Below are 23,287 nucleotides of genomic sequence, written 5' to 3'. Positions count from 1 at the left end.
TGTTGTTTTTTGTAAAAAAAAAAAATTGGATAGTACACATAACACAATCTTTTTGCTAAAAAAATAAGAAGAATTACATCAGTTACCTGTGCCGTAGTGTTTTCGGAGCATGCCGTGATATCAGCGACCCGTGCCGTGGTGTCTTCGGAGTATGCCGTAATATCAGCGACCCATGCCGTGGTGTCTTCGGAGCACGCCGTAATATCAGCGACCTGTGCCGCGGTGTCTTCGGAACATGCCGTGATAGTAGCGACCATGCCGTGGTGTCTTCGGAGCATGCCGTGGTATTAGCGACCCATGCCGTAGTGTCTTCGGAGCATGCCGTAATATCAGCGACTCAATAAGGGGGAGTATTCAATAAAGTGTGTCCATTTGTTTAAAGTTGCTTCTATTAATGAGAAAGGGAAGACAACCCGATTAGGCTTCGTTTGTAGTCCCGATAAAAAAATGCCCTTTTTTATCTTATTTCTTTATATTTGAAAGTGTTAATAAAATTGCTAAAAGTTCCGAACACCCTACCGTAAAAGGAATATATAAGTAATTTTATTACGTATATAAACTAGTTACCATTAATTAAAATCATGAAAAACATAACAATTTTATTATTAATCTTAATTCTATCATCTTGTACAAAAACTATTAAATGTGATGGAATTTTAGAAAAAAGTGCCTTAAAGAAAGAACTTATTAAAAACCAAGTTTCTCAAAAAAAATTCTATGAAATTCTTGGGTACAAAACTCCGGAAAAAATGCTTAAATCATTTTTTTATAGGCATGCTAGATTAGATTCAATAAAAACTATTAATTCAATTGATGATAATAAATGCTCTTGTAAAGCTATTCTTAAAATTGAATTTAATGAAAAAATAAAAGAGGAATTAATATTGAATACAACTTATAATCCTTTAATAGAAAAATATATTGCCGCTATGAAAAATGATTATGAATTAAAGTATGAAATTAACAAAACAAATAAAAACTCTTACAGCGTAAACCTTATTAAAGGTCATGACCAGTTATCATCTAGTACAGCAATGTATAGTAGACTACATGTGAAAAACCCATAAAATATTATATGTGGATTTGGTATAAACAAACTAATGGCAACAATATATAACCGCAATTACGACGGATTCGACTACGTCCGAATCCACTCGGAATTGCTAATGTCTGTTCCAAACCGAAAAACACAATCTTTAATCCCGTAACTGACGGTTATACGAGAGCGTTGCTACACATTTGAAAAAACATTGCGCTAATAATGAACAAAATGACTTATAAACCAGATGTAAGAATTAGTAATCCTATTTATTTATTAAGGCAAGCAGAAGAATTAATTAAAATCGGAGAATCTAACCAAAATACTTCGTCGTTGATTTATGCCTCATTAGAATGCAGAATTGCACTTGAACTAATGGACTTAAATTTTCTTCTACATTCTGTAAAGCCAGATGAAAGAGAAAAAATCATAGAAGACTCTAAACCAAAGAATGGAATTGACCGAGTAAATACAAAAGTGGGTAGCTTAAAATTTAAGTATCAACATTTTTTGCAAGCAATTTGTGAGATTTTGGATATCGACAATGAATTTTATGATTATAAAAAGTCGAAAAAATTACAACACGAATTAAGTACTTATATACACTCATATTACTTAATAGACGTAGAGATAAAATATCAATCGGCATATATGCAAAAATGCTTAGAATTGATTTTGGAAGTTATAAGTTTTGTTAAGTCTTCAATGCCTTATAAAGATGGAACCTACACAATGTTGGGAATGGAAATCTCATCAATGCCTGAAGAAGATAAAGTGATATTGGAGGAGTGGAAAACTTCAACAAAAATGACCTATGAAGAATTAAAAGAAAAGTTAAGTTTAAATCACAATAAACGGAAACAAAACGAATAAAAAACATATGGCAACACCGTATAAAATTAATTGCTAGTGCAAGCTTATTTACGAAAATCCTCGCGGATTTTCTATTCGGTTTGTATTTGCTAAATTAGGTGCTTAAAACACGCAACTAATCTTATACAAACACGTTGTGTGTAATTTGAGGAATGAGACAAACGATAACCAAAAGTGATAAAAATTTAAGAATTCTAAACAAGTTAATTGTGAACGGATTCTATAATGGATATATCGGAACTGAAAAGTTTGAATTAATGCGGAATCGTTTCCCGAACAATCACAGACTAATCGGAATTGTGAATGACTTAGGGAATTATGATTTGAAATTTGACTTTAAGTCACCAATAAATATTTTAGCGAAAGTTTTACTCGGACTCGGAATTCTGATTTCAATAATTTCGTTGATTAAAGAAAATTGGATTTTGCCGATTGTGTTTGTTGTTTTCGGACTGATTATGTTTGCGGATTTCAAATTAAAAGAGAAAAAAGAAATAAATCTTTTCATGGATAAACTATTGGAATTCCACAAAACGGAATTTGACTAAAATAAAAAACCACACACAACACCGTATATGAAAAATTACTAACTTAAGATGTATAACTGTAATTAGACATATTTTAACTACAACTTATCCAATTCACTCAATATAAGATCACACCCTTTTTTTAGTTCTTCATCAGAAATGGTGAGTGGAGGGGTAATACGGATCGCTCTTCCTTCAAAAAGTAACCAGAATAAAATTAGCCCTTTGTCTAAACAGTTTAAAATTACTTGCGAGGCAGCTTCAGGAGTATCTACTAATAAGGCAAGCATCAATCCTTTTCCTCTAATTTCTTTAACCGCGGAATGATTTTTAAAAGCATCGCGAATAATTTTTTCTTTTCGTAAGGCTTCTTCCATTAAGTTAGAGGAAGTGATTTCTTGTACGGTAGCTAAACCAGCACTTGCAATAACAGGATGCCCTCCAAACGTAGTAATATGTCCTAATTTTGGGTGCTCTTTTAAACAGTTCATTACTTCAAAAGAAGCAATAAAAGCGCCGATTGGCATTCCGCCACCTAAACCTTTCCCCGTGATGATAATATCTGGAGTAACATTGTAGTTTTCAAAACCCCAAAAGGTTCCTGTACGTCCAATTCCAGATTGGATTTCATCCAAAATTAACAAGGCACCAACTTCATCACAACGTTGTTTTACTTTTACTAAGTAATCATTTTTAGGTTCGATAAATCCTGCACCTCCTTGAATGGTTTCTAGGATAACACCAGCTGTTTTAGACGTTATTTTTTCTAGATCTATTTCGTTGTTGTATTCAATAAACTTACTTCCTGGAATTAATGGACGAAATGCACGATTTTGTTGTTCAGCACCGCAAACACTCATAGCACCTTGTGTATTTCCATGATACGCATTTTTAGCGGCAACAATTTCACTTCTACCCGTAAAACGTTTGGCTAACTTTAAAGCACCTTCGGTAGCTTCGGTACCAGAATTTACCAGATAAATAGATGATAGGCTAGGAGGTAAGGTAGCTGCTAAAGCTTTGCACAATTCTAATTGTGGTTTTTGAATAAATTCTCCATACACCATTACATGTGTATACTGCTCTAATTGATTTTTTATAGCTTCATTTACCTTAGGGTGGTTATGTCCTAAACTATTTGCAGAAACTCCTGCAACAAAATCTAACATCGCTTTTCCGTTGCTATCATAAATATAACTTCCTTTGGCATGTGAAATTTCAATAGCTAAAGGATGTGGGGTTGTTTGTCCTTGGTATTTAAAAAAATCGTCTTTCACAGAAATTATTTTAATTTTTTAAGATTAAGCTTTTTTTGTTCTTTCTTATTTTTTGAAGTTTCTTCGATAAACATTTCCTTAGCTTCTTTTACAACATCAGGTTGTTTTTTTCTTTTTGATGGAACGGTAGAAGTAGCGTCTTTTATAAAAATATCTTCCACAGTTAAGGGTTGTTCATCTCCTCGCCATAAAAAGCCTTTGAATTTTTTTTCGTCAGAAGGGAATTCAGAAGGAGGAAAAGTTTTTCCTTCAGATTTTTTAAAGTATTTAGTTTGTATTATTTCTCCATCTTCTAAAATAAACTCAATATCACTTGCTATTTCTTTGGTAATTGTTTCTAATTCTTGTGTTTTTTCGTTGTTACTGTAGTATAAAGACTCTGCATTACCCTTAACTAACATTGTTCTTAATTCTCCTTTTTCAAACTTACCATAAATATTTCTTCCTTTAATTTGATTAAAGTTTTCTGTATGAACGGAGTCTTGTTGAATCATAAAACCATTTTGTAATACTTTTAAAGAGTCAAGTTTATTTGTTTCTTTATTAGATACTAACTGAATGCTGTCTCCTGTAATTTGACTTTTATTAGACCATAATATGGGATTTTTAAACATTCTGGTTAATCCCGTTTCTTGACTACTGTGAATAGAGTCGCATTTTCCTTGTAAATCGGACTTGAATATTTTTACATTGTTAAAAATTCTAGCAATACGTTTTTCTGGTTTACCGGTAAGTAAAATTTTATCGCCCGCAACATGCATAGAGTCTTTTTCAAATACAGAAATAGCAACAGCTCTATCAATTATAAATAAAGAATCTTTGAGTTCGTATAATTCAGCATAATTTCCTTTTGCTACCATATTTTGAACGGTATCAACTACTTTTATATTGTTGGTTGCAGAAGCAAAACCGTTACGTTTATCATAGTACAAACTATCGGCAGAAACGGTTCGTTCTTTTAAAAATAATTTTGCACGTTTTACAAAGTATGAAACATCGGTATTCGTATCGTAAAAACCTCTTTCAGAATATACTTTAGTGCTATCTTTTAAATTAGTAATGGTACTTGGCCCGTATAAATAAGCTAAGTTAGTATTGGTATAATAATCTAAATGGTTAGACTCTAAATGATTTTCAGAGTTTACAACTGTTACTTTTGTTTTAGCAGTAAACTTTTTTTCTCTTAATAGATAAGTTCCTTTTACACTTTTTAGAGTGTTTTTTGTATCACGGATAGTTCCTCCGTTTGGGTAGTATAATACTTGGTTGATTCTGTCAAAATGAAGCGTATCAGTTTTTAGCGTCATTTCTTTATCGTTTATTTCTACATTTCCCCAAGATTTCGCCTTTTTAGTGTTTCCGTTATAGGTAGCAAAATCACTGTATTGAATAATACTATCTCCTTGTTCAATAATTACTTCACCTATAGCTTTAAATAAGTTTTTGTCTTTGTAAAGAAGTGCTCTTTTACAGTCTAGGGTAGCACCTTCGTGTGACATTTTTACTTTTCCTATCAATATGGTAGCTCCAGGGTACTTACTTTCATCAGCAGTACTTAATTCGGTAGAAAGTATTTTGATTTTTTTGGTTTGAGAAAAACTTACAACAGAAAATAATATAAAAGTTAGTAGAAATAGTTTTTTCAAAATAATACGATTTAATGCACAAAAATAATGAAAAGAATATGCCAAAATCTTAATAAAGAAATAAAATTATCAAGATAAATAAAAGGTTGTCATTTGGTAAATGGTTAATTTTGTAGCAAATTAAAAAATTATAAAGATATGAGCGCTCATTTTGATTTATCAAAAGAAGAGATGAAGTCTTACGGATATAAAATTGTAGATATAATTGCAGAACATTGGGCTACTTTAGAGCAAAAAAAGCCTGTTGCTAGTGCTTCTAGAAAAGAAATGGATAGTATTTTCTTACAAGAAGCACCAAATGAAGGAATGTCTGCTGAAAAGGTACTAGATTTTGTAATGGATAATGTAATACCAAACAGTACAGTTATTTCTCACCCTAAAGCATATTCATTTGTACCTGGACCTAGTAACTTTATTAGCACTATGGCTGATAGTTTAGCTACTGGATTCAATATTTTTTCTGGTGGATGGATGGTTTCTCCAGCTGCAGCTGAGTTAGAAATTGTAACAATGAACTGGTTACTAAAAATGTATAATTTCCCTGTTGAAAAAGGAGGAGGAATTTTTACCAGTGGTGGTTCTATGGCAAACTTAACAGCTTTGGTTACAGCGAGACGTTTAAAGTGTGGTGATGATTTTTCTAAAGCGGTGATTTATTTGTCTGATCAGGCACACTCTTCAAATATTAAAGCAATTCGTGTTTTAGGGTTTAAAAAAGAGCAAATTCGAATTTTACCAACAGATTTAGAGTTTAGAATTAGTATTAACAAATTAAAAAATGCTATAGCAAAAGACCGACTAGAAGGGTTGCAACCATTTTGTTACATCGCTTCTGCGGGAACCACCAACACAGGTACTGTAGATCCTTTAAATGAAATAGCTGACATTTGTGAAGAGGAAGATTTATGGTTCCATATTGATGGAGCTTATGGTGGAGCCGCTATTTTAGCTGAAAAAGGAGCAAAAGCTTTACGAGGAATTGAAAGAGCTGACTCTCTTACTGTAGATCCGCATAAGTGGTTTTACCAACCTTATGAAATTGGTTGCTTATTAGTAAAAGATGCTTCTTGGTTAAGTGGTACTTTTAGTGAAAAACCAGAATATTTACGCGATATTGAAGGAAATGAATCTGAGATTAACTTTTACGATTACGGAATTCAGTTAACAAGACGTTTTAGAGCTTTAAAATTTTATATGTCTATTAAAACATATGGATTAGATGCTTTTAAAGAAGCTGTTACTTACAACATCCAATTAGCTGATGATGTAGAAAAGATGCTGCGTAAAAGTAGAAATTGGGAAATTATTTCACCAGCTACCTTGGCAGTAATTAATTTTAGATATAATCCTATTGGATTAAACTTATCAGAAAAAGAAATTGATGAATTAAATCAGAAAATTTCTCAAAAGATAATGGAATCAAGAGAAGCGTTTTTAGTAACTACAATATTAAATAAGCAAGTAGTGCTTAGAATGTGTCTGATAAACCCAAAAACAACTATGGATGATGTGAAAGAAACCTTGGAGTTGTGTCATCAATTTGGTAAAGAAATTTTAAAAGAAAAATAGATTAAAAGGAGCTCTAAGCTCCTTTTTTTGTTTTTATGATAAAAATCATATTTCAAAAGCTTTTCTCTTAGTAGCTTTGTTTGTATAAAAGATAAAAAAGTCTTTTATAAGATTATTAATAACTACATCAATAGAAGAGATGAAACAAGTGAAAACAATTTCAATGGTTTTAGCAGCTATGTTTTTAATGGCAAGTTGTAAAAATGAAAAATCTGAAAGTATTGCAATGAAAAGTGCTTCAGATATAGCAGTTAAAGGAACGATAGAAGCAGAATTAACAGCTCCGCCTTATGTTCCGGCACCTGTTGGTAATAGATCAGCTAAGAAGTTACTGGTAAATATGGAAATTCTTGAAAAAGAAGGAACTATGACAGATGGTGTAGAATATGTGTACTGGACGTTTGGTGGTTCTGTTCCAGGTAGCTTTATAAGAACTAGAGTAGGAGATGAAGTAGAATTTACCTTATCTAATCACCCAGATAATAGATTACCTCATAATATCGATTTGCATGCCGTAACTGGACCTGGAGGAGGTGCTACTTCTTCATTTGTAGCGCCTGGTCATGAAAAAACATTCTCATTTAAAACATTAAATCCTGGATTATATGTATATCACTGTGCTACTGCACCTGTAGGAATGCATATTGCAAACGGAATGTATGGATTAATTTTAGTAGAGCCTGAAGGAGGTTTACCAAAAGTAGATAAGGAATACTACATTATGCAAGGAGATTTCTATACAAAAGGGGAAAACGGAGAACCTGGTTTACAACCTTTTGATATGAGAAAAGCAGTAGACGAAGATGCAGATTATGTAGTGTTTAACGGAAGTGTAGGAGCTTTAACAGGAGATAATGCAATTACCGCTAATGTTGGTGAAACAGTACGTTTATTCGTAGGTAACGGAGGTCCTAACTTAACATCATCTTTCCATGTTATTGGTGAAATTTTTGACAATGTTCATGTTGAAGGCGGTTCTGTGATTAATAAAGATGTACAAACAACTTCTATTCCGGCAGGAGGAGCAGCAATAGTTGACTTCAAAGTAGATGTTCCGGGTACTTTTATTTTAGTAGATCATGCTATTTTTAGAGCGTTTAACAAAGGTGCTTTAGGAATGTTAAAGGTAAAGGGAGAAGAAAGCAAAAAGATTTATTCAGGAGTAAAACAAGAAGGTATTTATAACCCTGAAGGAGGTACTATTCAAGAAATGCCAAATGGTAAAGAAGATAAAGCTGTAGCTTCCAAGCAAGAAAAATCATTAGCACAAAAAATAGCAGATGGTAAACAGATTTATACGAAAACGTGTTTTGCTTGTCACCAAGCTAATGGTGAAGGAATTCCAAATGCATTTCCTCCTTTAGCCAAATCAGATTATTTAAATGCTGATGTAAAGAGAGCTATAGATATTATTTTACATGGTAAAACAGGAGAAATTACAGTAAACGGTCAAAAATATAATAGTGTAATGACCAAGCAAGCGTTGAACGATCAAGAAGTAGCAGATGTACTAACCTATGTTTACAATTCTTGGGGAAATAATAAAACCAACGTTAGTGTAAATACTGTAATGGAAGTAAAAAGTACTCACTAAAATTGTAGTTAAACTCTAAATTATAAGAAATGAAAACTATTTTAAGATTGACAATTTGTATATTTTTCTTAGGCATTTCCAATATGAATTGTCAATCTAAAATGGTTCCTATTAAAGGTGGTAGTTATATTCCTTTGTATGGAAGAGATTCAGCAAGAGTAACGATTCAAGATTTTTTAATGGATGTGTATCCTGTAACTAATGAAGATTTTTTACAGTTTGTAAAAGAAAACCCAAAGTGGAGAAAATCTAAAGTAATTAAACTTTTTGCAGATAAAAGTTACCTGATTAATTGGAAAAATGATACAGAAATAGGGGAGAAGGTTAACTTAAAATCACCTGTAACCAATGTTTCATGGTTTGCAGCAAAATGTTACTGTGAAAAGCAAGGAAAACGATTACCTACTGTAGATGAATGGGAATATGTGGGAATGGCAAATCAAAAACTATCAGATGCAAGAACTTTAAAAACGTATAATGAATACATTTTAAGTTGGTATGAAAAGCCAAGAACATTTAATAATATTATAGGGTCAACATTTAAAAACTATTGGGGAGTGTATGATATGCATGGATTGGTTTGGGAATGGACCTCTGATTTTAATTCAGTATTAGTATCAGGAGAATCTAGAAAAGACGTTGACAATGATAGTAATTTGTTTTGTGGTAGTGCAGCAGTAGGATCAACAGATTTAATGAATTATGCAGCTTTTATGCGTTATGCTACCCGTGGAAGTTTAAAAGCTAAATACACAATGAGAAACTTAGGTTTTAGATGTGTAAAAGATAAAAATATAGCACAATGAAAGTAGTAAAATATATAACGATACTTCTTTTTTCAATTACGTTATTAAGTTCTTGTAAAAAAGAAAAAAGCAACACAAATTTAGCAACTGTATATGAATGTCCGATGTTTTGTGAGGAAGATAAAACATATACAGAAGAAGGAAGTTGTCCGGTTTGTAAAATGGATTTAACACAGAAAGATAAAAAAGAGCCTAAAGAGTTAGTTTTAGCTACTGATATTTCTGAAAGTTCTATATTTAATTTAACATCAGAATGGAAAACCGAAGAGAATAAAACGATTCATTTAGAAGATTTAAGAGGAAAAACTTTGGTAATGGTTATGATTTATACTACGTGTAAAGCTGCTTGCCCTAGATTGGTTGCTGATATGCGTAATATTGAAGCTAAAATACCTAAAGTATATAATGAAGACTTACAATACGTTTTAATTAGTATTGACCCTAAAAATGATACCCCAGAACGATTAAAAGCTTTTGCGAAAGAAAACTTTATGGATGATGAGCATTGGACTTTTTTACAAGGTACAGAAGAATCTGTTAGAGAGTTTGCCAATGTACTAGCTGTGAAATACAAACAAATTTCTCCATTAGATTTTTCACACTCAAATATCATCAGTGTATTTAATCCGGAAGGGGAGTTAGTGCACCAACAAGAAGGTTTAGGTGTAGATAATAAAGAAACTATAGCGAGTATTTTGGAAACAGTAAAAAATTAGTTGCCATAAACATGTTTCCTATTAAAAACGTCTTTTAAATTTTTAAAAGACGTTTTTTTATGAGTTGTTTTTTTCAAATTGAGCTTGTATAAACTCTTTAGATTTTCCTTTGGCAATAGAAGCTGTTTGCCATTTATCATTTAAAATCATTTTACCTACATAAGCTATTTGACCAATGTGATATGGAAAATGAGCTATTTGCCTCGTAATACTTTCAATTAACTTAACTTGTTTATTTCTGATAAGAATAGGTTGATTGAAGTTTTCCTCATTTAATGAATCTAAAGCAGCAAAAAGACAGTTCCAACCCTTTTCCCATTGAGAAATCAATTCTTTTTTTGATAAATCATGAGTTTCAAACTCAGCATCTCTATCTCTCCATTCTTTTTCTCCATCAGAAGTAAAAAAGTCCGTCCAACGCGACAACATATTTTCAGATACATGAACAATAATAGCAGCAATGCTGTTACTTTCTTCATTGTATTTCCAGTGTATGTCTTTTTCTTCTAATTGAGCAATCGTTTTATCAGCAACTTCTTTATACGATTTAAACTGGGTAGTGATATTCTCTAAGTATTCTTTTACCATCATAAAAAAGGAGCTCAATTGAGCTCCTCTAAATTTTTATCTATTAATTGTTTGTTTCCTATCAGGTCCTACTGAAACTATTTTTACAGGTACACCCGTTTCTTTTTCAATAAACGCGATGTAGTCTAATAAGTTTTGAGGTAAATCATCGGCAGAAGTCATTTTTGTTAAATCATCTTCCCAACCTTTGAATTCTGTATAGTTAACACTTACATTTTCTGGTTCAATATTATAAGGTAAGTGAGAAATTTCTTCTCCTTTATAGTTGTATGAAGTACAAACTTTTAAGGTATCGAAACCAGATAATACATCACCTTTCATCATCATTAATTGCGTAACACCGTTTACATCAACAGCATATTTTAAAGCAACTAAATCTAACCATCCACAACGACGAGCACGTCCAGTTGTAGCTCCAAATTCATGACCAACTTTCGCCATAGTAGCTCCATCTTCATCAAATAATTCAGTAGGGAAAGGTCCAGAGCCTACACGAGTAGTGTATGCTTTAAAAATACCGAAAACCTCACCAATTCTATTAGGAGCAACTCCTAAACCAGTACAAGCACCAGCAGCAGTGGTGTTTGAAGAGGTTACGAAAGGATATGTTCCAAAATCAATATCTAATAATGACCCTTGAGCTCCTTCAGCTAAAATAGTTTTTCCTTCTTTAATAGCGTTGTTTAAAAACTCTTCAGAATCAATAAACTGTAATGTTTTTAATTTTTCAATTCCTCTAGAAAATTCAGCTTCTAACTCGTCTAAATCGTAATCGATTTGAACATCAAAGTATGCTAACATACTTAAATGCTTTTCAGTTAAAGCTCTATATTTCTCTTTCCAGTTATCTAATTCTAAATCACCAACACGCATTCCGTTTCTACCAGTTTTGTCCATATAAGTAGGTCCAATTCCTTTTAAAGTAGAACCGATTTTTGCTTTTCCTTTTGAAGTTTCAGAAGCTGCGTCTAATAATCGGTGAGTAGGTAAAATTAAATGTGCTTTACGAGAAATTAATAATTTAGATGTATAATCAATATTATGCTTATCTAAGTTTTCTAATTCTTTTTTAAAGATAACAGGGTCAATAACCACTCCGTTACCTACTACATTTAAAGCTGTTTTATGAAAAATTCCTGAAGGAATGGTGTGTAATACATGTTTGTTTCCATCAAAAATTAGTGTGTGACCAGCATTTGGACCTCCTTGAAAACGCGCGATTATATCGTAGTTTTTTGTTAAAACGTCTACAATCTTACCTTTTCCTTCATCTCCCCATTGTAGTCCGAGTAATAAATCTACTGCCATTTAGTGTGTTGTTAAGTGTTGTGTTTTATTTGTTGTTTCTTTTTGTTCCGTAGAAATAAAGTGAATGGTTGTGAATGTCTATATCGAAAACATCTTCAATTGTTTTTTTAATGATTTGAATTCTTGGGTCACAAAACTCTTTTACTTCACCACTATCTGTAAGTATTACGTGGTCGTGATTTTTATCGAAGTAACTTTTTTCGTAACGAGCCATTGATTGACCTTCAAACTGATGTTTACGAACCAAACCACAGTCTAGCAACAAATCCATCGTATTATAAAGAGTAGCTCTACTAACACGATAGTTTTTGTTTTTCATTTTAATGTATAGAGATTCAATATCAAAATGTTCTTCAGCGTCATAAATTTCTTGCAAAATAGCATAGCGTTCTGGTGTTTTACGATGCTTGTTCTCTTCTAAAAAAGAAGTGAATACTTTTTTTACAATTTCTTGATTTTCGGCTGAATTACTCATTTATTTTTTAAATTTTACGAAAGGACAAATTTACGTTTATTTCTTGATAAAAAACAAGGATGTTAAAAACGAAATTTACAAAGTATTAACACGTTCAACTTTTTGAACGCCTTCTACTTGTTTCATGTTGTTAATTAATTTATCGAGTTGTGTCTTATTTTTTACACTTAATGATAGTTTTCCGTCAAATACACCATTATCTCCAGATATATTAATACTATGTATAAATACATCCATACTATTGGAAATTATCTTAGTAATATTATTTACTATTCCTTTATTGTCAATTCCCGAAAGGTGTAAAATGGCTGTAAATTCTTGCTTGGTGGAATCAATCCACTTTGCAGGCATAATTCTGTAAGCATAGTTTGATTGTAATGAAATAGCATTTGGGCAATCGTTTTTGTGCACTTTAATACCTTCATTAATAGTTACAAAACCAAAAACTTTATCACCAGGAATTGGAGAGCAGCATTTAGCCAAAGTATAATCTAATGTTTGTTCTTCTTTACCAAAAACAAGTGCATCGTATTTGTTTGTAACTTCTTCTTTTTCGGATATTTCTTTTGATGGAGAACGCCTAAATGTACTTTTAATAAAGCCCATGAAGCGATTACTTCTCTGAGCAACAAAGTCTTTAAGTTGTGTGTTATCTATGGCTCCATTACCAACTCGATAGAATAAATCGAAGCTAGTTTTTAGCCCAAAATAACTTGCTAATTCATGAATAACCTTTTCACTAGAATTGATTTTTAAATGACGAAGTTTTCGTTGTAAAATAGCTTTTCCCTCTTCTGCTATTTTCTTTTCTTCTGCTTTTAAAGCTGATTTAATTTTAGCTCGTGCTCTTGCAGTAATAACAAAATCTAACCAGCGTACATTCGGTTTATTGTTAGAAGCGGTAAGTACTTCTACTTGATCTCCACTTTTTAATTCGTGACTTAACGGAACTAATTTTCCATTTACTTTAGCTCCACGACATTTTAATCCAACATCGGTATGTACAGAAAAGGCAAAATCTAATGCAGAAGCTCCTTTTGGAAGTGATTTTAAATCTCCTTTAGGAGTAAATACATAAATTTCTTTAGCATAAAGATTAAGTTTAAAATCTTCGACAAAATCTACAGCATCTAAACTTTGATTTTCTAAACTTTCTTTTAAACGATTTAACCATCCTTCTAAACCATTTTCTTTAACTGCTCCTTGTTTATATTTAAAGTGGGCTGCATAACCTTTTTCGGCTATTTCATCCATTCTTTCAGAACGGATTTGAACTTCTACCCATTTAGCTTGGGGACCAATTACAGTTATATGCAATGCTTCGTATCCAGTTGATTTTGGCTGAGAAATCCAATCTCTTAATCTGGCAGGATTTGGTTTAAAAAAGTCTGTAACGATAGAGTATATTTTCCAAGCATCAAACTTTTCATCGTCAGAAGTTGGTTTGTATATAATACGAATAGCAAATTTGTCGTACACTTCATCAAAAGTTACGTTTTGTTTACGCATTTTTCTACGGATAGAAAAAATAGATTTAAAACGTCCCTTTATTTCATAAGTAAATCCTTCTTTGTTTAAAGCTTCTTTTAAAACACTAGTAAAACTATCAATATATCTTTGTTGATCTTCTTTACTTTCTTTTATCTTGTTAGCAATATCTCTATATACATCAGGTTCTGTGTATTTTAAGCCAAGATCTTCAAGTTCAGTTTTAATATTATAAAGTCCTAAACGATGTGCAAGAGGAGCATAAATATATAAGGTTTCAGAGGCTATCTTTACCTGTTTATGAGGCGGCATAGAATCCATAGTTTGCATATTATGTAACCTATCAGCAATTTTAATAAGTATTACCCTAACGTCATCATGTAATGTGAGTAACATTTTTCTAAAATTCTCTGCTTGGATAGAGTAGTCTTGCTCTTGTTTTAAGTTTGATATTTTAGTTAATCCGCTTACAATACGAGCAATGTTTTCTCCAAATAAGCGCTCCATATCATCCAAAGTATAATGCGTGTCCTCAACAACATCATGTAGTAGAGCAGCAGCAATAGATGTTGCACCTAAACCAATTTCATCTGCAACTATTTTTGCTACAGCTATAGGGTGATAAATATAAGGTTCTCCTGATTTTCTACGTTGTTCAGAATGTGCTTCTACAGCAATATCAAAAGCTTTACGTATCAGTTTTTTATCGTCTTCTGATAATGTTTGATATGTACCTTTTAACAAATTTTTATATCTACTGGCTATTTCTTTATTTTCTTCTTCTATCGTCACATTATAACTCATACAATAAAACTCTTTTACTTAACTGGATTAAAATAAAAATAATATAAAGAATTATATTGAGCAAGTTTTATATACAAATGTTTTATATGAGCTCGTTACTTTTATATAAATTATAAAAACGAAAGAAATAATGATAATTTACTGGTTAAAAAAATAACGACTAACCAAGTAGTCATAGAGGTGTCTGATGGTTTTTCTAATAGCTTTCTTTTTCAAACCCTTATGATAATAATCTGGAAAGAGGCGGAGCAGATGTTAACATATAATAGACAGACATGACCTAAAAATATTTAGGGTTTTTCCTGTAAAAACATATAGATTTATAACATAACTTTATACTTTATTTAAAATTAAGTAACTACATAACAAGTCCCCCCGAAATATCATTATAAGATGATATTTGACCTCCGGTTAATAAAGTTCGGAGGTTTTTTTATTCTTCGGGCAACCTTTTTTCAAATCAGGTAGTCTTTATATTTGTAAGGCTACAAAAAAGTAACTATTGATTTGAAAATTATTTCATTACATAATAAAGAAGCATCACTTATAAAACAAGTAAAAAGACAAAGTAGAGAAGCTCAGCAACAAATATTTGAGCAGTATTCTCCAAAAATGTTAGGAGTTTGTAGACAGTATGTTAAAGATTTACATCATGCGGAAGATTTAATGCTACAAGGTTTTTTTAAAGTTTTTACGAATATTGAAAAATTTAAAGGAGAGGGAAGTTTTGAAGGTTGGATTCGTAGAATTATGGTAAATACTAGTATTAGTTATTTACGAAAAAAGAATCCAGTTCAAGTATCAGATGAAGACTTTGTTTTTAATGATGCTGCAACGGAAAGCCTTGAAAACACATCGACAGAAGATATACAAAAGTTAATAGATGAGTTACCTGAAGGGTATAAGTTAGTTTTTAACTTATATGCTATTGAAGGATATAAGCATTCAGAAATAGCAGAAAAATTACAAATTTCTGAAAGTACCTCTAAGTCACAATTATTTAAAGCTCGTAAATATTTACAAGCTAGTTACGAGAAAATTAATCAAGTAAGAAATGTCAAGCAATAATATTGATAAACATATAGCAGAAAAGCTAAAGAACAGAGAGCTTAAGCCATCCAACTCAGCATGGGAAAGGTTAGAGACTCGTTTAGATAATCAGGAGGCAACAAAGAAAAGAAACTGGTTTTTATATATAGGTTATGCAGCTGGTTTAGCTTTATTAATAAGCTTTGTAGCTCTCTACTTTACAGGTTCAGATTCAAAAACGCTAATAGAAGAAGTTATAGTTAATACCTCAATAGATACACTAAAAATTAATAATAAAGGTATAGAGAAATTTATTAAGAACACAGATGAAGCTGTGGTGGAGTTAGAAGAAAATAAGCAAGAGAAACAGATAAGAAAGAAGAAAAAGATTACAGTAATTAGGAGTTCTACCTTAAGAGAAGAAGAAAAAGTCTTTAAAAACATCCAAAATCAAGAATTATCAAGAGAAGAGGAGGTAGTAGTAAAGATGGATAAACCAATAGTAACAAAAAAGAAAGAATTTAATTCAAGAGTTAAAGTAAATAGTGATGATTTATTATTTTCAGTAACACATACTCCAAATGAAGTTAAAGAATATTATGCAAAACATAAGTTGAAAAGAGAAGATGTGTTAAAAGCTATTGAAGATGAATTAAAAGAATCAAACTTAAAAATAGATCCTAGCATCATTTTAGCAGAAGTTGAAAGAACGATTGATGATGAAGAGTTTAAGGGAGACTTTATGCAAAAACTAAAATCAAGAATATCCGACATTGCGGTAGCGATTGTTGATAGAAATAAATAAAGCGTTTATTAATTATCGATAATTAACCATTCAAAATTATTATCAGTTTAATTTAAAATTACAGAAATGAAAAGAATACTATTATTAGTGTTGTTTGTAACGACTATTGCCCAATCTCAAGAAAAAGTATTTGAAAAAGAAGTAAAGAAAATATCAATGAGCATTGATAGTATTACTAAGCAGCAAAAAGACTCTTTAAAGATGAGAGTAAAAGAGATTAACACAAAATTAGAAAAGAATACAATATCGTTTGATGAAGCAACAGCATTAAAAAAAGAAGCAGCGGCTTATCACGCAGCTCAAATAGAGAAAAAAGTTAGTTTTGAAGAACAAAAACTACAACAACTTGTCCAAGACAAAATTGATGGTAAAATATTTAGTAGTGAAGAAAATTCAACCGAAAGTACTTTTAGTATAGCAGGAACTAAGTTTAAATTAGATTTTTCTAAAGAAGACATAGAAAAAGAAAAGAAAAGAAGAAAAAAAAGAACTACAACACAGTTTGTTTTTGCCTTAGGTGTAAATAATGCATTAACAAATAACAAGTTAAGTTCCTTAGACGATTCAGACTATAAATTTTGGCAATCACATTTTTACGAGTTAGGTTTTACTTGGAAAACACGTTTGTCAAAAGAACCTTCAAAAGCATATTTTAAATATGGTTTCTCTTTTCTATGGAATAATTTAAGAGCTAAAAACAATCAATATCATATTGTAAATGGAAATGAAACAAACTTAAGTATTCATCCAGAGCAACTTTCAGAAAGTAGGTTACGACATGTACAAATGACATTTCCAATGCACTTAGAGTTTGATTTTTCAAAAAACAAAAAATATTCTGATGGAGAAATTGTAGATAGAACACATCAAAGCTTTCAGATAGGAGTAGGTGGTTTCTTGGGTTTTAAACTAGGAACTCGTCAATATTTAGAGTATAAAAATGCACAAGGAGTTACAGTTGAAGAAGTTCAGAAGAATAATTTTAATATGAATAAATATAACTATGGGTTAAGTGCTTATGTTGCTTACCAAGGAATTGGATTATATGCTAAATATGACTTAAATCCACTATTTAAAAATACTGACACTAGGAATATCTCATTAGGTCTTCGATTTGATATTAATTAATTTGATTAATAAAAAAAGGAGAAGTTTAAACTTCTCTTTTTTTATTTTCTTCCCATTCTTTACGTAAATCCATTGAAAGTTTTCCAGTACCATCATGTTTCCAACCAGGAGGTTTAAAAAGATATAGAAACCTTTTACCAAATGTAGTTTTACTGGTAAAAACATCGGTAAACATATTATACCATTCAATAAAAGCTACTTTAATAGGATTGTAAGTGTTTATATTGCTAACCAAACCATATACTGGTTTTTCTACTTCAGGTTCAAAAGTGCCAAAAAGCTTATCCCAAATAATAAAAATCCCAGCATGGTTTCTATCTAGATATTGAGGGTTGGTTGCATGATGAACTCTATGATGACTTGGAGTGTTAAAAACAGCTTCAAACCACTTAGGCATTTTGTTAATAAGTTCGGTATGAATCCAGTATTGATATAACAAACTAATACTCATTTGGGGCACGATCATTAGTGGATGAAAACCTATAATTGCTAACGGTGCCCAAAATATAAACGTATAAAAGCTTCCTGACCAAGTTTGACGTAAAGCAGTACTTAAATTGTATTTTGTAGAAGAATGATGCACCACATGGCTAGCCCAAAATAATCTACTTTCGTGTGCAATCCTATGATTCCAGTAATAGGCAAAATCTTCAGCAAATAACAAAATCAACCAGGCCCACCAAGTAAAAGGAATAGTAAACAGGCGATATTGATATAGAAATAAAAAAACTCCGAATATTAACCCTTTTGTAAACAGCCCTATAAAAACATTACCTAATCCCGTAGTAATAGATGTAGCTGCGTCTTTAAATTCATAGTCTTCTAATTTTACTTTAACAGTTAATATTACCTCTATAAAAACTGTTAAAACAAAAAAAGGAATAGCGTAATGGACTAGATTAGGTATTTCAGGGGTTTGCATAAAAAAGAGTGTTTAGTTACAAACTTACACAAAATCATTAAATTATTTAAGTAGTAAAATTTGTTTATGGCTTAAAAAGCAGTATATTTGCAGGCTTAAAATAAATTTTAAACAATTTAATTATGAATCATTACGAAACTGTTTTCATTTTGAATCCCGTTTTATCTGAAACTCAGATAAAGGAAACAGTAAAGAAGTTTGAGGACTATTTACTTTCTAAAGGTGCAGAAATGATTTCTAAAGAAGATTGGGGCTTAAAAAAATTAGCGTATCCAATCGAAAAGAAAAAAAGTGGATTTTACCACTTATTTGAGTACAAGGTAGCAGGTGAAGCAATTGCTCCGTTTGAATTAGAGTTTAGACGTGACGATAGCGTTATGCGTTATTTAACTGTAAAGTTAGACAAGCATGCTGCAGCTTGGGCTGAAAAGAGAAGAAACCGTGTTAAATCTGCAAAAAAGTAAGAAATGGCATCTATAGAACAACAAGCAAAAGGAAATAAGCAAGGGGAAGTACGTTATTTAACTCCGCTTGATATTGAAACTAAAAAAGAAGCTAAATACTGTCGTTTCAAGAAAAACGGTATCAAGTACATCGATTACAAAGATGCAGACTTCTTAATGTATTTAGTAAACGAGCAAGGTAAAATCTTACCAAGACGTTTAACAGGAACATCATTAAAATATCAACGTAAAGTGGCTCAAGCTATTAAAAGAGCTCGTCACTTAGCTTTAATGCCTTACGTTGGAGATATGTTAAAATAATAAAGAAGTAGAAATATGGAATTGATATTAAAACAAGACGTAGAAAACTTAGGTTTTAAAGACGATGTTGTAACCGTTAAGAATGGTTACGGACGTAACTACCTAATACCTCAAGGATATGCAATTTTAGCTACTTCTTCAGCTAAAAAAGTATTAGCAGAAAACTTAAAGCAACGTGCTTTTAAAGAGGCTAAATTAATAGAAGATGCTAATAAAGTAGCAGAAACTATTAAAGGTTATGAAATCAAAATAGCTTCTAAAGTAGGTTCGGGAGATAAATTATTTGGTTCGGTAAATAACATTGATGTTGCTGCAGCTTTAGCTAAGGCTGGTACTGAAGTAGATAAGAAATTTATCAAAGTTACTGGAGGTAACGTAAAAAGATTAGGAAAATACAACGCTGCTGTACGTTTACACAGAACTGTTGTAGCTGACATCGTATTTGAAGTAGTTGCTGAATAGTAACTAAATTGTTAAATACATGTTAATAAAGTATAAATCCGCTCTGTCGAGCGGATTTTTTTTATGCTTAAATTTGGGTTATAACATAAACAAAATCAGAACTATTATGAAGAAATTAATAATTTTTTCTTTTGTTTTTTTGAGTTTATCCATCTATTCCCAGGTAACCACATCAAAAATAAAAGGAACTGTAACAGACAACCAGGGTGAACCTTTGTTTGGTGCTAATATTGTTGTTTTACACGAGCCAACAGGTACCATATCTGGAGCTGTAGCTCAAGACAACGGAAGATATACCATACCTAACTTAAGAGTAGGAGGACCTTATAAAGTAACATTTAGTTATATTGGGTTTCAATCACAAGAAGTAACCAATATCTACTTAACTTTAGGTAAGACAACCAATATAGATGGTGTTTTGTCTGAGGATGGTGAACAATTAGAAGAAGTAGTTATATCAACAACCAGAAGTAAAGTTTTTAATAATGACAGAACAGGAGCACAAACTAGTGTAAGTGCTGTTCAGCTAAAAACCTTACCAACCATTTCACGTTCCGCTGCAGATTTTACTCGTTTAGAACCAACTGCAAGTGGAAACTCTTTTGGAGGGAGAAACGACCAGTTCAACAATTTTTCTTTAGACGGATCTATTTTCAATAACCCTTTTGGTTTAGATTCACCAACACCAGGAGGTCAAACAGGTTCGCAGCCAATTTCGTTAGATGCAATTGAACAAATTTCGGTTTCTACTGCACCATACGATGTAACTTTGTCTGGGTTTACAGGAGCTTCGGTTGATGCCGTAACCAAAAGTGGTACAAACGAATTTACAGGTACAGTTTATGGGTTTTATCGAAACCAAGACATGACTGGAGGCAAAATTAAAGGTCAAGAAGTTGTAAAACCTAAGTTAAGTCAAAGCCAATACGGAGCCAGCTTAGGAGGTCCAATTATTAAGGATAAATTATTCTTTTTTGCAAATTTTGAAAAAGATGATAGAGAAGATTTAGGAACAGCAGGTTGGATACCAAACACAGGTAGTGGAGCTGTTAATGAATCAAGAGTACTAGAATCGGATATGATAGCTGTTCGTGATGCTTTAGCAGCCTTAGGGTATGATACAGGAGCTTATGAGGGGTTCACTTATGGTTCGGAATCTACTAAAGGAATTTTTAAATTAGATTGGAATATTAATGATAAAAATAGATTAGCGTTAATTTATAATTTCTTAAGAGCTTCAAAAGAAACACCAGCACATCCAACAGCTCTAGGTATTAGAGGACCAAGTTTTTCTACATTACAATTTGAAAATTCTGGGTATGAAATTAATAATAACTTAAATTCATTTCAGTTAGAATTAAACTCTAATTTATCAGAAACAACTACTAACAAGTTACAAATAGGTTATACACATTTTGATGACTTTAGAAATCCGTTATCTGCACCAGCACCGGTAATTACCATACAAGATGGTAATGGTAGTAATTATATTATAGCAGGTCATGAACCGTTTTCTATCAATAACAAGTTAGACCAACGAGTTTTTCAGTTAACAAATAATATGAACTTTTATAAGGGAGATCATACGTATACCGTTGGTTTTTCATTTGAACAATTTGAGTTTGAAAACTCATTTAATTTAACAAATTATGAATCTTTCAATTTTGGAATTTTCCCATATTATGGATTATTTAACCCATACCCAGATGTAGCAACTTTTTTATCAGCTGCACAACCAGGTGGAGTAGTGGAGCAGTATTTAGCAGCTACTCAAAATGCTTACAATTCATTTAATGCTAATGGAGATGGTAATGACGGTGGTTGGAAACTATCTGAGTTAAATGTAGGTCAACTAGCTTTTTATGTGCAAGATGAGTGGGAAATGAATGACAATTTTAAGTTAACTTATGGAGTTCGTTTTGATAAGCCGCTGTATTTCAATACATCTAGTTTAATTCAGAAGTTTATAGATACTGATAATGGAGCAACCAGAGATAATTCTGTACTGTACTACAACCCAAATACAGGAGAAGAACAACAGTTACTTTCAACTAAAATGCCTACAAATCAATGGTTAATTTCACCAAGAGTTGGTTTTAACTGGGACGTAAAAGGAAATAATACAATGCAACTTCGTGGAGGTTCAGGGGTTTTTACTGGACGTTTACCTTTTGTATGGATTGGAAATCAAGTAAGTGGAGCTGATGATGGTTTCTTCCAATTGGTTGATCCAGATTTTAAATTTCCTCAAGTATGGAGAACAAACTTAGGTTTAGACTGGAAATTTGAAAATGGAATTATAGCTACTACAGATATTTCTTATACAAAAGATATTAATGGTGCCCATGTACAAAACTGGGGGCTAAGAGAGCCTACTACTACTTTAAATACACCATTTGATAATAGAGAAATATACAACGGAAATGATAAAGGAAATAATGCTTATGTGTTTACCAATTCTGACAAAGGTCGTGTATGGAATGCTTCTTTAAAGCTTCAAAAAACTTTTGATAACGGATTATATACAAGTGTTGCATATAATTACTTAAATGCTAAAGATGTAAACTCTATTGAGGCAGAAATTACTGGAGATGCTTTTGCTTTTAATCCAGTGGTAGGAAATGCTAATAATGATGTTTTATCATATTCTAAATATGGAGATACACATAGAATTATTGGTGTAGCGTCTAAGAAGTTTACTTATGGAGGAGATAAGTTTGCTACTACTATTTCTACATTTTTTGAGTATGCCCAAGGAGGAAGGTTTAATTATACTTATGGAGGAGACATTAATAATGATGGGTCTGCTGTAAATGATTTATTATATGTTCCGACTAGTTCAGAGCTTAATCAAATGCAATTTAGTGATCCAGCTCATGCAACAGCCTTTGAAAGTTATATACAACAAGATGATTATTTAAATGAAAGAAGAGGGCAGTATGTAGAGCGTTATGGAGCTTTAGCACCATGGAGAGGCAAATGGGATTTAAAAATATTACAAGACTTTAATTTTAACGTTTCTGAAGAAAAACAAAATACAATACAATTAAGTCTTGATATCTTAAATGTAGGAAATTTACTAAATTCTGACTGGGGAGTAGTGCAACAACCAAATAACGTACAACCTTTAGGTGTAAGGTTTCCTGATGTAAATCCAGCTAACACCAATCCATCTAATTATGTGCCAGATTATTCTAAAGAACCTACTTATACATTTAGTACCAATCAGGAACAGACATTTGGATTCGATTCTAGTTTACTTTCTCGTTGGCAAATGCAAATAGGTTTACGTTATATATTTTAATAAAAAATAACATAAAAAAATAATAATACCACTCATTTTTTGAGTGGTATTTGTTTTTTAGTTAAAATTATTTGTAATAAAGGGTGCTTTTCCTGTGAAAAATTTGAAATAAATAAGTGATATTTGTAGATGTAAATAAAGATAGGGGACTTTAATTACAACG

At 31.7% G+C, this 23,287-nt stretch carries 21 protein-coding genes; 14 read left to right on the top strand and 7 right to left on the bottom strand.

The genetic code is table 11. From position 1 onward, the window contains the following. Window positions 1-581 precede the first annotated feature (581 nt). The 3 genes from NH341_RS09950 (at window position 582) to NH341_RS09940 (ending at window position 2,460) form a co-directional block, all read left to right on the top strand. Window positions 582-1,067, top strand: a complete 486-nt coding sequence (locus tag NH341_RS09950; RefSeq protein ID WP_159616227.1) for a hypothetical protein — start codon at window positions 582-584, stop codon at window positions 1,065-1,067. A 194-nt stretch (window positions 1,068-1,261) separates the two neighbouring features. Further along, complete coding sequence (locus tag NH341_RS09945) at window positions 1,262-1,912, top strand: hypothetical protein (RefSeq protein WP_159616225.1); 651 nt, start codon at window positions 1,262-1,264, stop codon at window positions 1,910-1,912. Window positions 1,913-2,121: 209 nt separating this feature from the next. Then, window positions 2,122-2,460, top strand: coding sequence for a hypothetical protein (locus tag NH341_RS09940; RefSeq protein WP_253056692.1), 339 nt, complete (start codon window positions 2,122-2,124; stop codon window positions 2,458-2,460). 77 nt (window positions 2,461-2,537) lie between these two features. Here the strand turns inward: NH341_RS09940 and NH341_RS09935 are convergent, their stop codons facing one another. Both NH341_RS09935 and NH341_RS09930 read right to left on the bottom strand, forming a co-directional pair. Continuing rightward, a complete protein-coding gene (locus tag NH341_RS09935; RefSeq protein ID WP_253056690.1) occupies window positions 2,538-3,716 on the bottom strand; it encodes an aminotransferase class III-fold pyridoxal phosphate-dependent enzyme in 1,179 nt (392 codons plus the stop codon). A 5-nt stretch (window positions 3,717-3,721) separates the two neighbouring features. Further along, entirely contained in the window at window positions 3,722-5,362 is a 1,641-nt protein-coding gene (locus NH341_RS09930; protein WP_159491214.1) for an OstA-like protein, read from the bottom strand. A 138-nt stretch (window positions 5,363-5,500) separates the two neighbouring features. Between NH341_RS09930 and NH341_RS09925 the strand changes: the two genes are divergently transcribed. The 4 genes from NH341_RS09925 to NH341_RS09910 all read left to right on the top strand — a co-directional run bounded on the left by NH341_RS09925 (window position 5,501) and on the right by NH341_RS09910 (window position 10,047). After that, on the top strand, window positions 5,501-6,931 hold the full coding sequence (locus tag NH341_RS09925) for an aspartate aminotransferase family protein (RefSeq protein WP_159491212.1): 1,431 nt from the start codon (window positions 5,501-5,503) through the stop codon (window positions 6,929-6,931). A gap of 139 nt (window positions 6,932-7,070) precedes the next feature. Beyond that, complete coding sequence (gene nirK / locus NH341_RS09920; RefSeq protein ID WP_159491209.1) at window positions 7,071-8,525, top strand: copper-containing nitrite reductase; 1,455 nt, start codon at window positions 7,071-7,073, stop codon at window positions 8,523-8,525. 29 nt (window positions 8,526-8,554) lie between these two features. Next, complete coding sequence (locus tag NH341_RS09915; protein WP_159616216.1) at window positions 8,555-9,331, top strand: formylglycine-generating enzyme family protein; 777 nt, start codon at window positions 8,555-8,557, stop codon at window positions 9,329-9,331. Next, on the top strand, window positions 9,328-10,047 hold the full coding sequence (locus tag NH341_RS09910) for an SCO family protein (RefSeq protein ID WP_253056688.1): 720 nt from the start codon (window positions 9,328-9,330) through the stop codon (window positions 10,045-10,047). The genes NH341_RS09915 and NH341_RS09910 overlap by 4 nt, the downstream gene beginning before the upstream one ends. Window positions 10,048-10,104: 57 nt before the next feature. Here NH341_RS09910 and NH341_RS09905 read toward each other — a convergent pair whose 3' ends face one another. The 4 genes from NH341_RS09905 to NH341_RS09890 form a co-directional block, all read right to left on the bottom strand. Further along, window positions 10,105-10,638: a DUF1572 family protein gene (locus NH341_RS09905; RefSeq protein WP_253056687.1), complete on the bottom strand. Its 534-nt coding sequence runs from the start codon at window positions 10,636-10,638 to the stop codon at window positions 10,105-10,107. A 33-nt stretch (window positions 10,639-10,671) separates the two neighbouring features. After that, on the bottom strand, window positions 10,672-11,943 hold the full coding sequence (locus tag NH341_RS09900; RefSeq protein ID WP_047788907.1) for an adenylosuccinate synthase: 1,272 nt from the start codon (window positions 11,941-11,943) through the stop codon (window positions 10,672-10,674). Between the two features lie 25 nt (window positions 11,944-11,968). Further along, window positions 11,969-12,418, bottom strand: coding sequence for a Fur family transcriptional regulator (locus tag NH341_RS09895; protein WP_047788906.1), 450 nt, complete (start codon window positions 12,416-12,418; stop codon window positions 11,969-11,971). A gap of 75 nt (window positions 12,419-12,493) precedes the next feature. Further along, entirely contained in the window at window positions 12,494-14,710 is a 2,217-nt protein-coding gene (locus NH341_RS09890; RefSeq protein WP_047788905.1) for a bifunctional (p)ppGpp synthetase/guanosine-3',5'-bis(diphosphate) 3'-pyrophosphohydrolase, read from the bottom strand. A gap of 507 nt (window positions 14,711-15,217) precedes the next feature. On the opposite strand from NH341_RS09890, the gene NH341_RS09885 reads away from it, so the two are divergent. The 3 genes from NH341_RS09885 (at window position 15,218) to NH341_RS09875 (ending at window position 17,672) form a co-directional block, all read left to right on the top strand. After that, entirely contained in the window at window positions 15,218-15,778 is a 561-nt protein-coding gene (locus NH341_RS09885) for an RNA polymerase sigma factor (RefSeq protein WP_253056684.1), read from the top strand. Next, window positions 15,765-16,544, top strand: a complete 780-nt coding sequence (locus NH341_RS09880) for a hypothetical protein (protein WP_253056682.1) — start codon at window positions 15,765-15,767, stop codon at window positions 16,542-16,544. The genes NH341_RS09885 and NH341_RS09880 overlap by 14 nt, the downstream gene beginning before the upstream one ends. Before the next feature lie 66 nt (window positions 16,545-16,610). Further along, window positions 16,611-17,672, top strand: a complete 1,062-nt coding sequence (locus NH341_RS09875; RefSeq protein WP_253056680.1) for a hypothetical protein — start codon at window positions 16,611-16,613, stop codon at window positions 17,670-17,672. Window positions 17,673-17,697: 25 nt separating this feature from the next. Here the strand turns inward: NH341_RS09875 and NH341_RS09870 are convergent, their stop codons facing one another. Next, window positions 17,698-18,594, bottom strand: coding sequence for a sterol desaturase family protein (locus NH341_RS09870; RefSeq protein ID WP_253056678.1), 897 nt, complete (start codon window positions 18,592-18,594; stop codon window positions 17,698-17,700). Window positions 18,595-18,716: 122 nt separating this feature from the next. Here NH341_RS09870 and rpsF point away from each other — a divergent pair, with 122 nt between their 5' ends. The 4 genes from rpsF to NH341_RS09850 all read left to right on the top strand — a co-directional run bounded on the left by rpsF (window position 18,717) and on the right by NH341_RS09850 (window position 23,124). Then, a complete protein-coding gene (rpsF, locus tag NH341_RS09865; RefSeq protein ID WP_047788888.1) occupies window positions 18,717-19,058 on the top strand; it encodes a 30S ribosomal protein S6 in 342 nt (113 codons plus the stop codon). A gap of 3 nt (window positions 19,059-19,061) precedes the next feature. Then, window positions 19,062-19,358: a 30S ribosomal protein S18 gene (rpsR, locus tag NH341_RS09860; protein WP_028892048.1), complete on the top strand. Its 297-nt coding sequence runs from the start codon at window positions 19,062-19,064 to the stop codon at window positions 19,356-19,358. Between the two features lie 15 nt (window positions 19,359-19,373). Continuing rightward, window positions 19,374-19,820 carry a 50S ribosomal protein L9 gene (rplI, locus tag NH341_RS09855; RefSeq protein ID WP_047788887.1) on the top strand — a complete coding sequence of 149 codons (447 nt, stop codon included), beginning with the start codon at window positions 19,374-19,376 and terminating at the stop codon, window positions 19,818-19,820. Window positions 19,821-19,926: 106 nt separating this feature from the next. After that, complete coding sequence (locus NH341_RS09850; protein WP_201285128.1) at window positions 19,927-23,124, top strand: carboxypeptidase regulatory-like domain-containing protein; 3,198 nt, start codon at window positions 19,927-19,929, stop codon at window positions 23,122-23,124. Window positions 23,125-23,287: the final 163 nt, after the last annotated feature.

The organism is Tenacibaculum sp. XPcli2-G (assembly GCF_024124505.1).
GTDB lineage: Bacteria > Bacteroidota > Bacteroidia > Flavobacteriales > Flavobacteriaceae > Polaribacter > Polaribacter mesophilus.
This window is presented reverse-complemented; position numbering and strand designations above follow the sequence as displayed.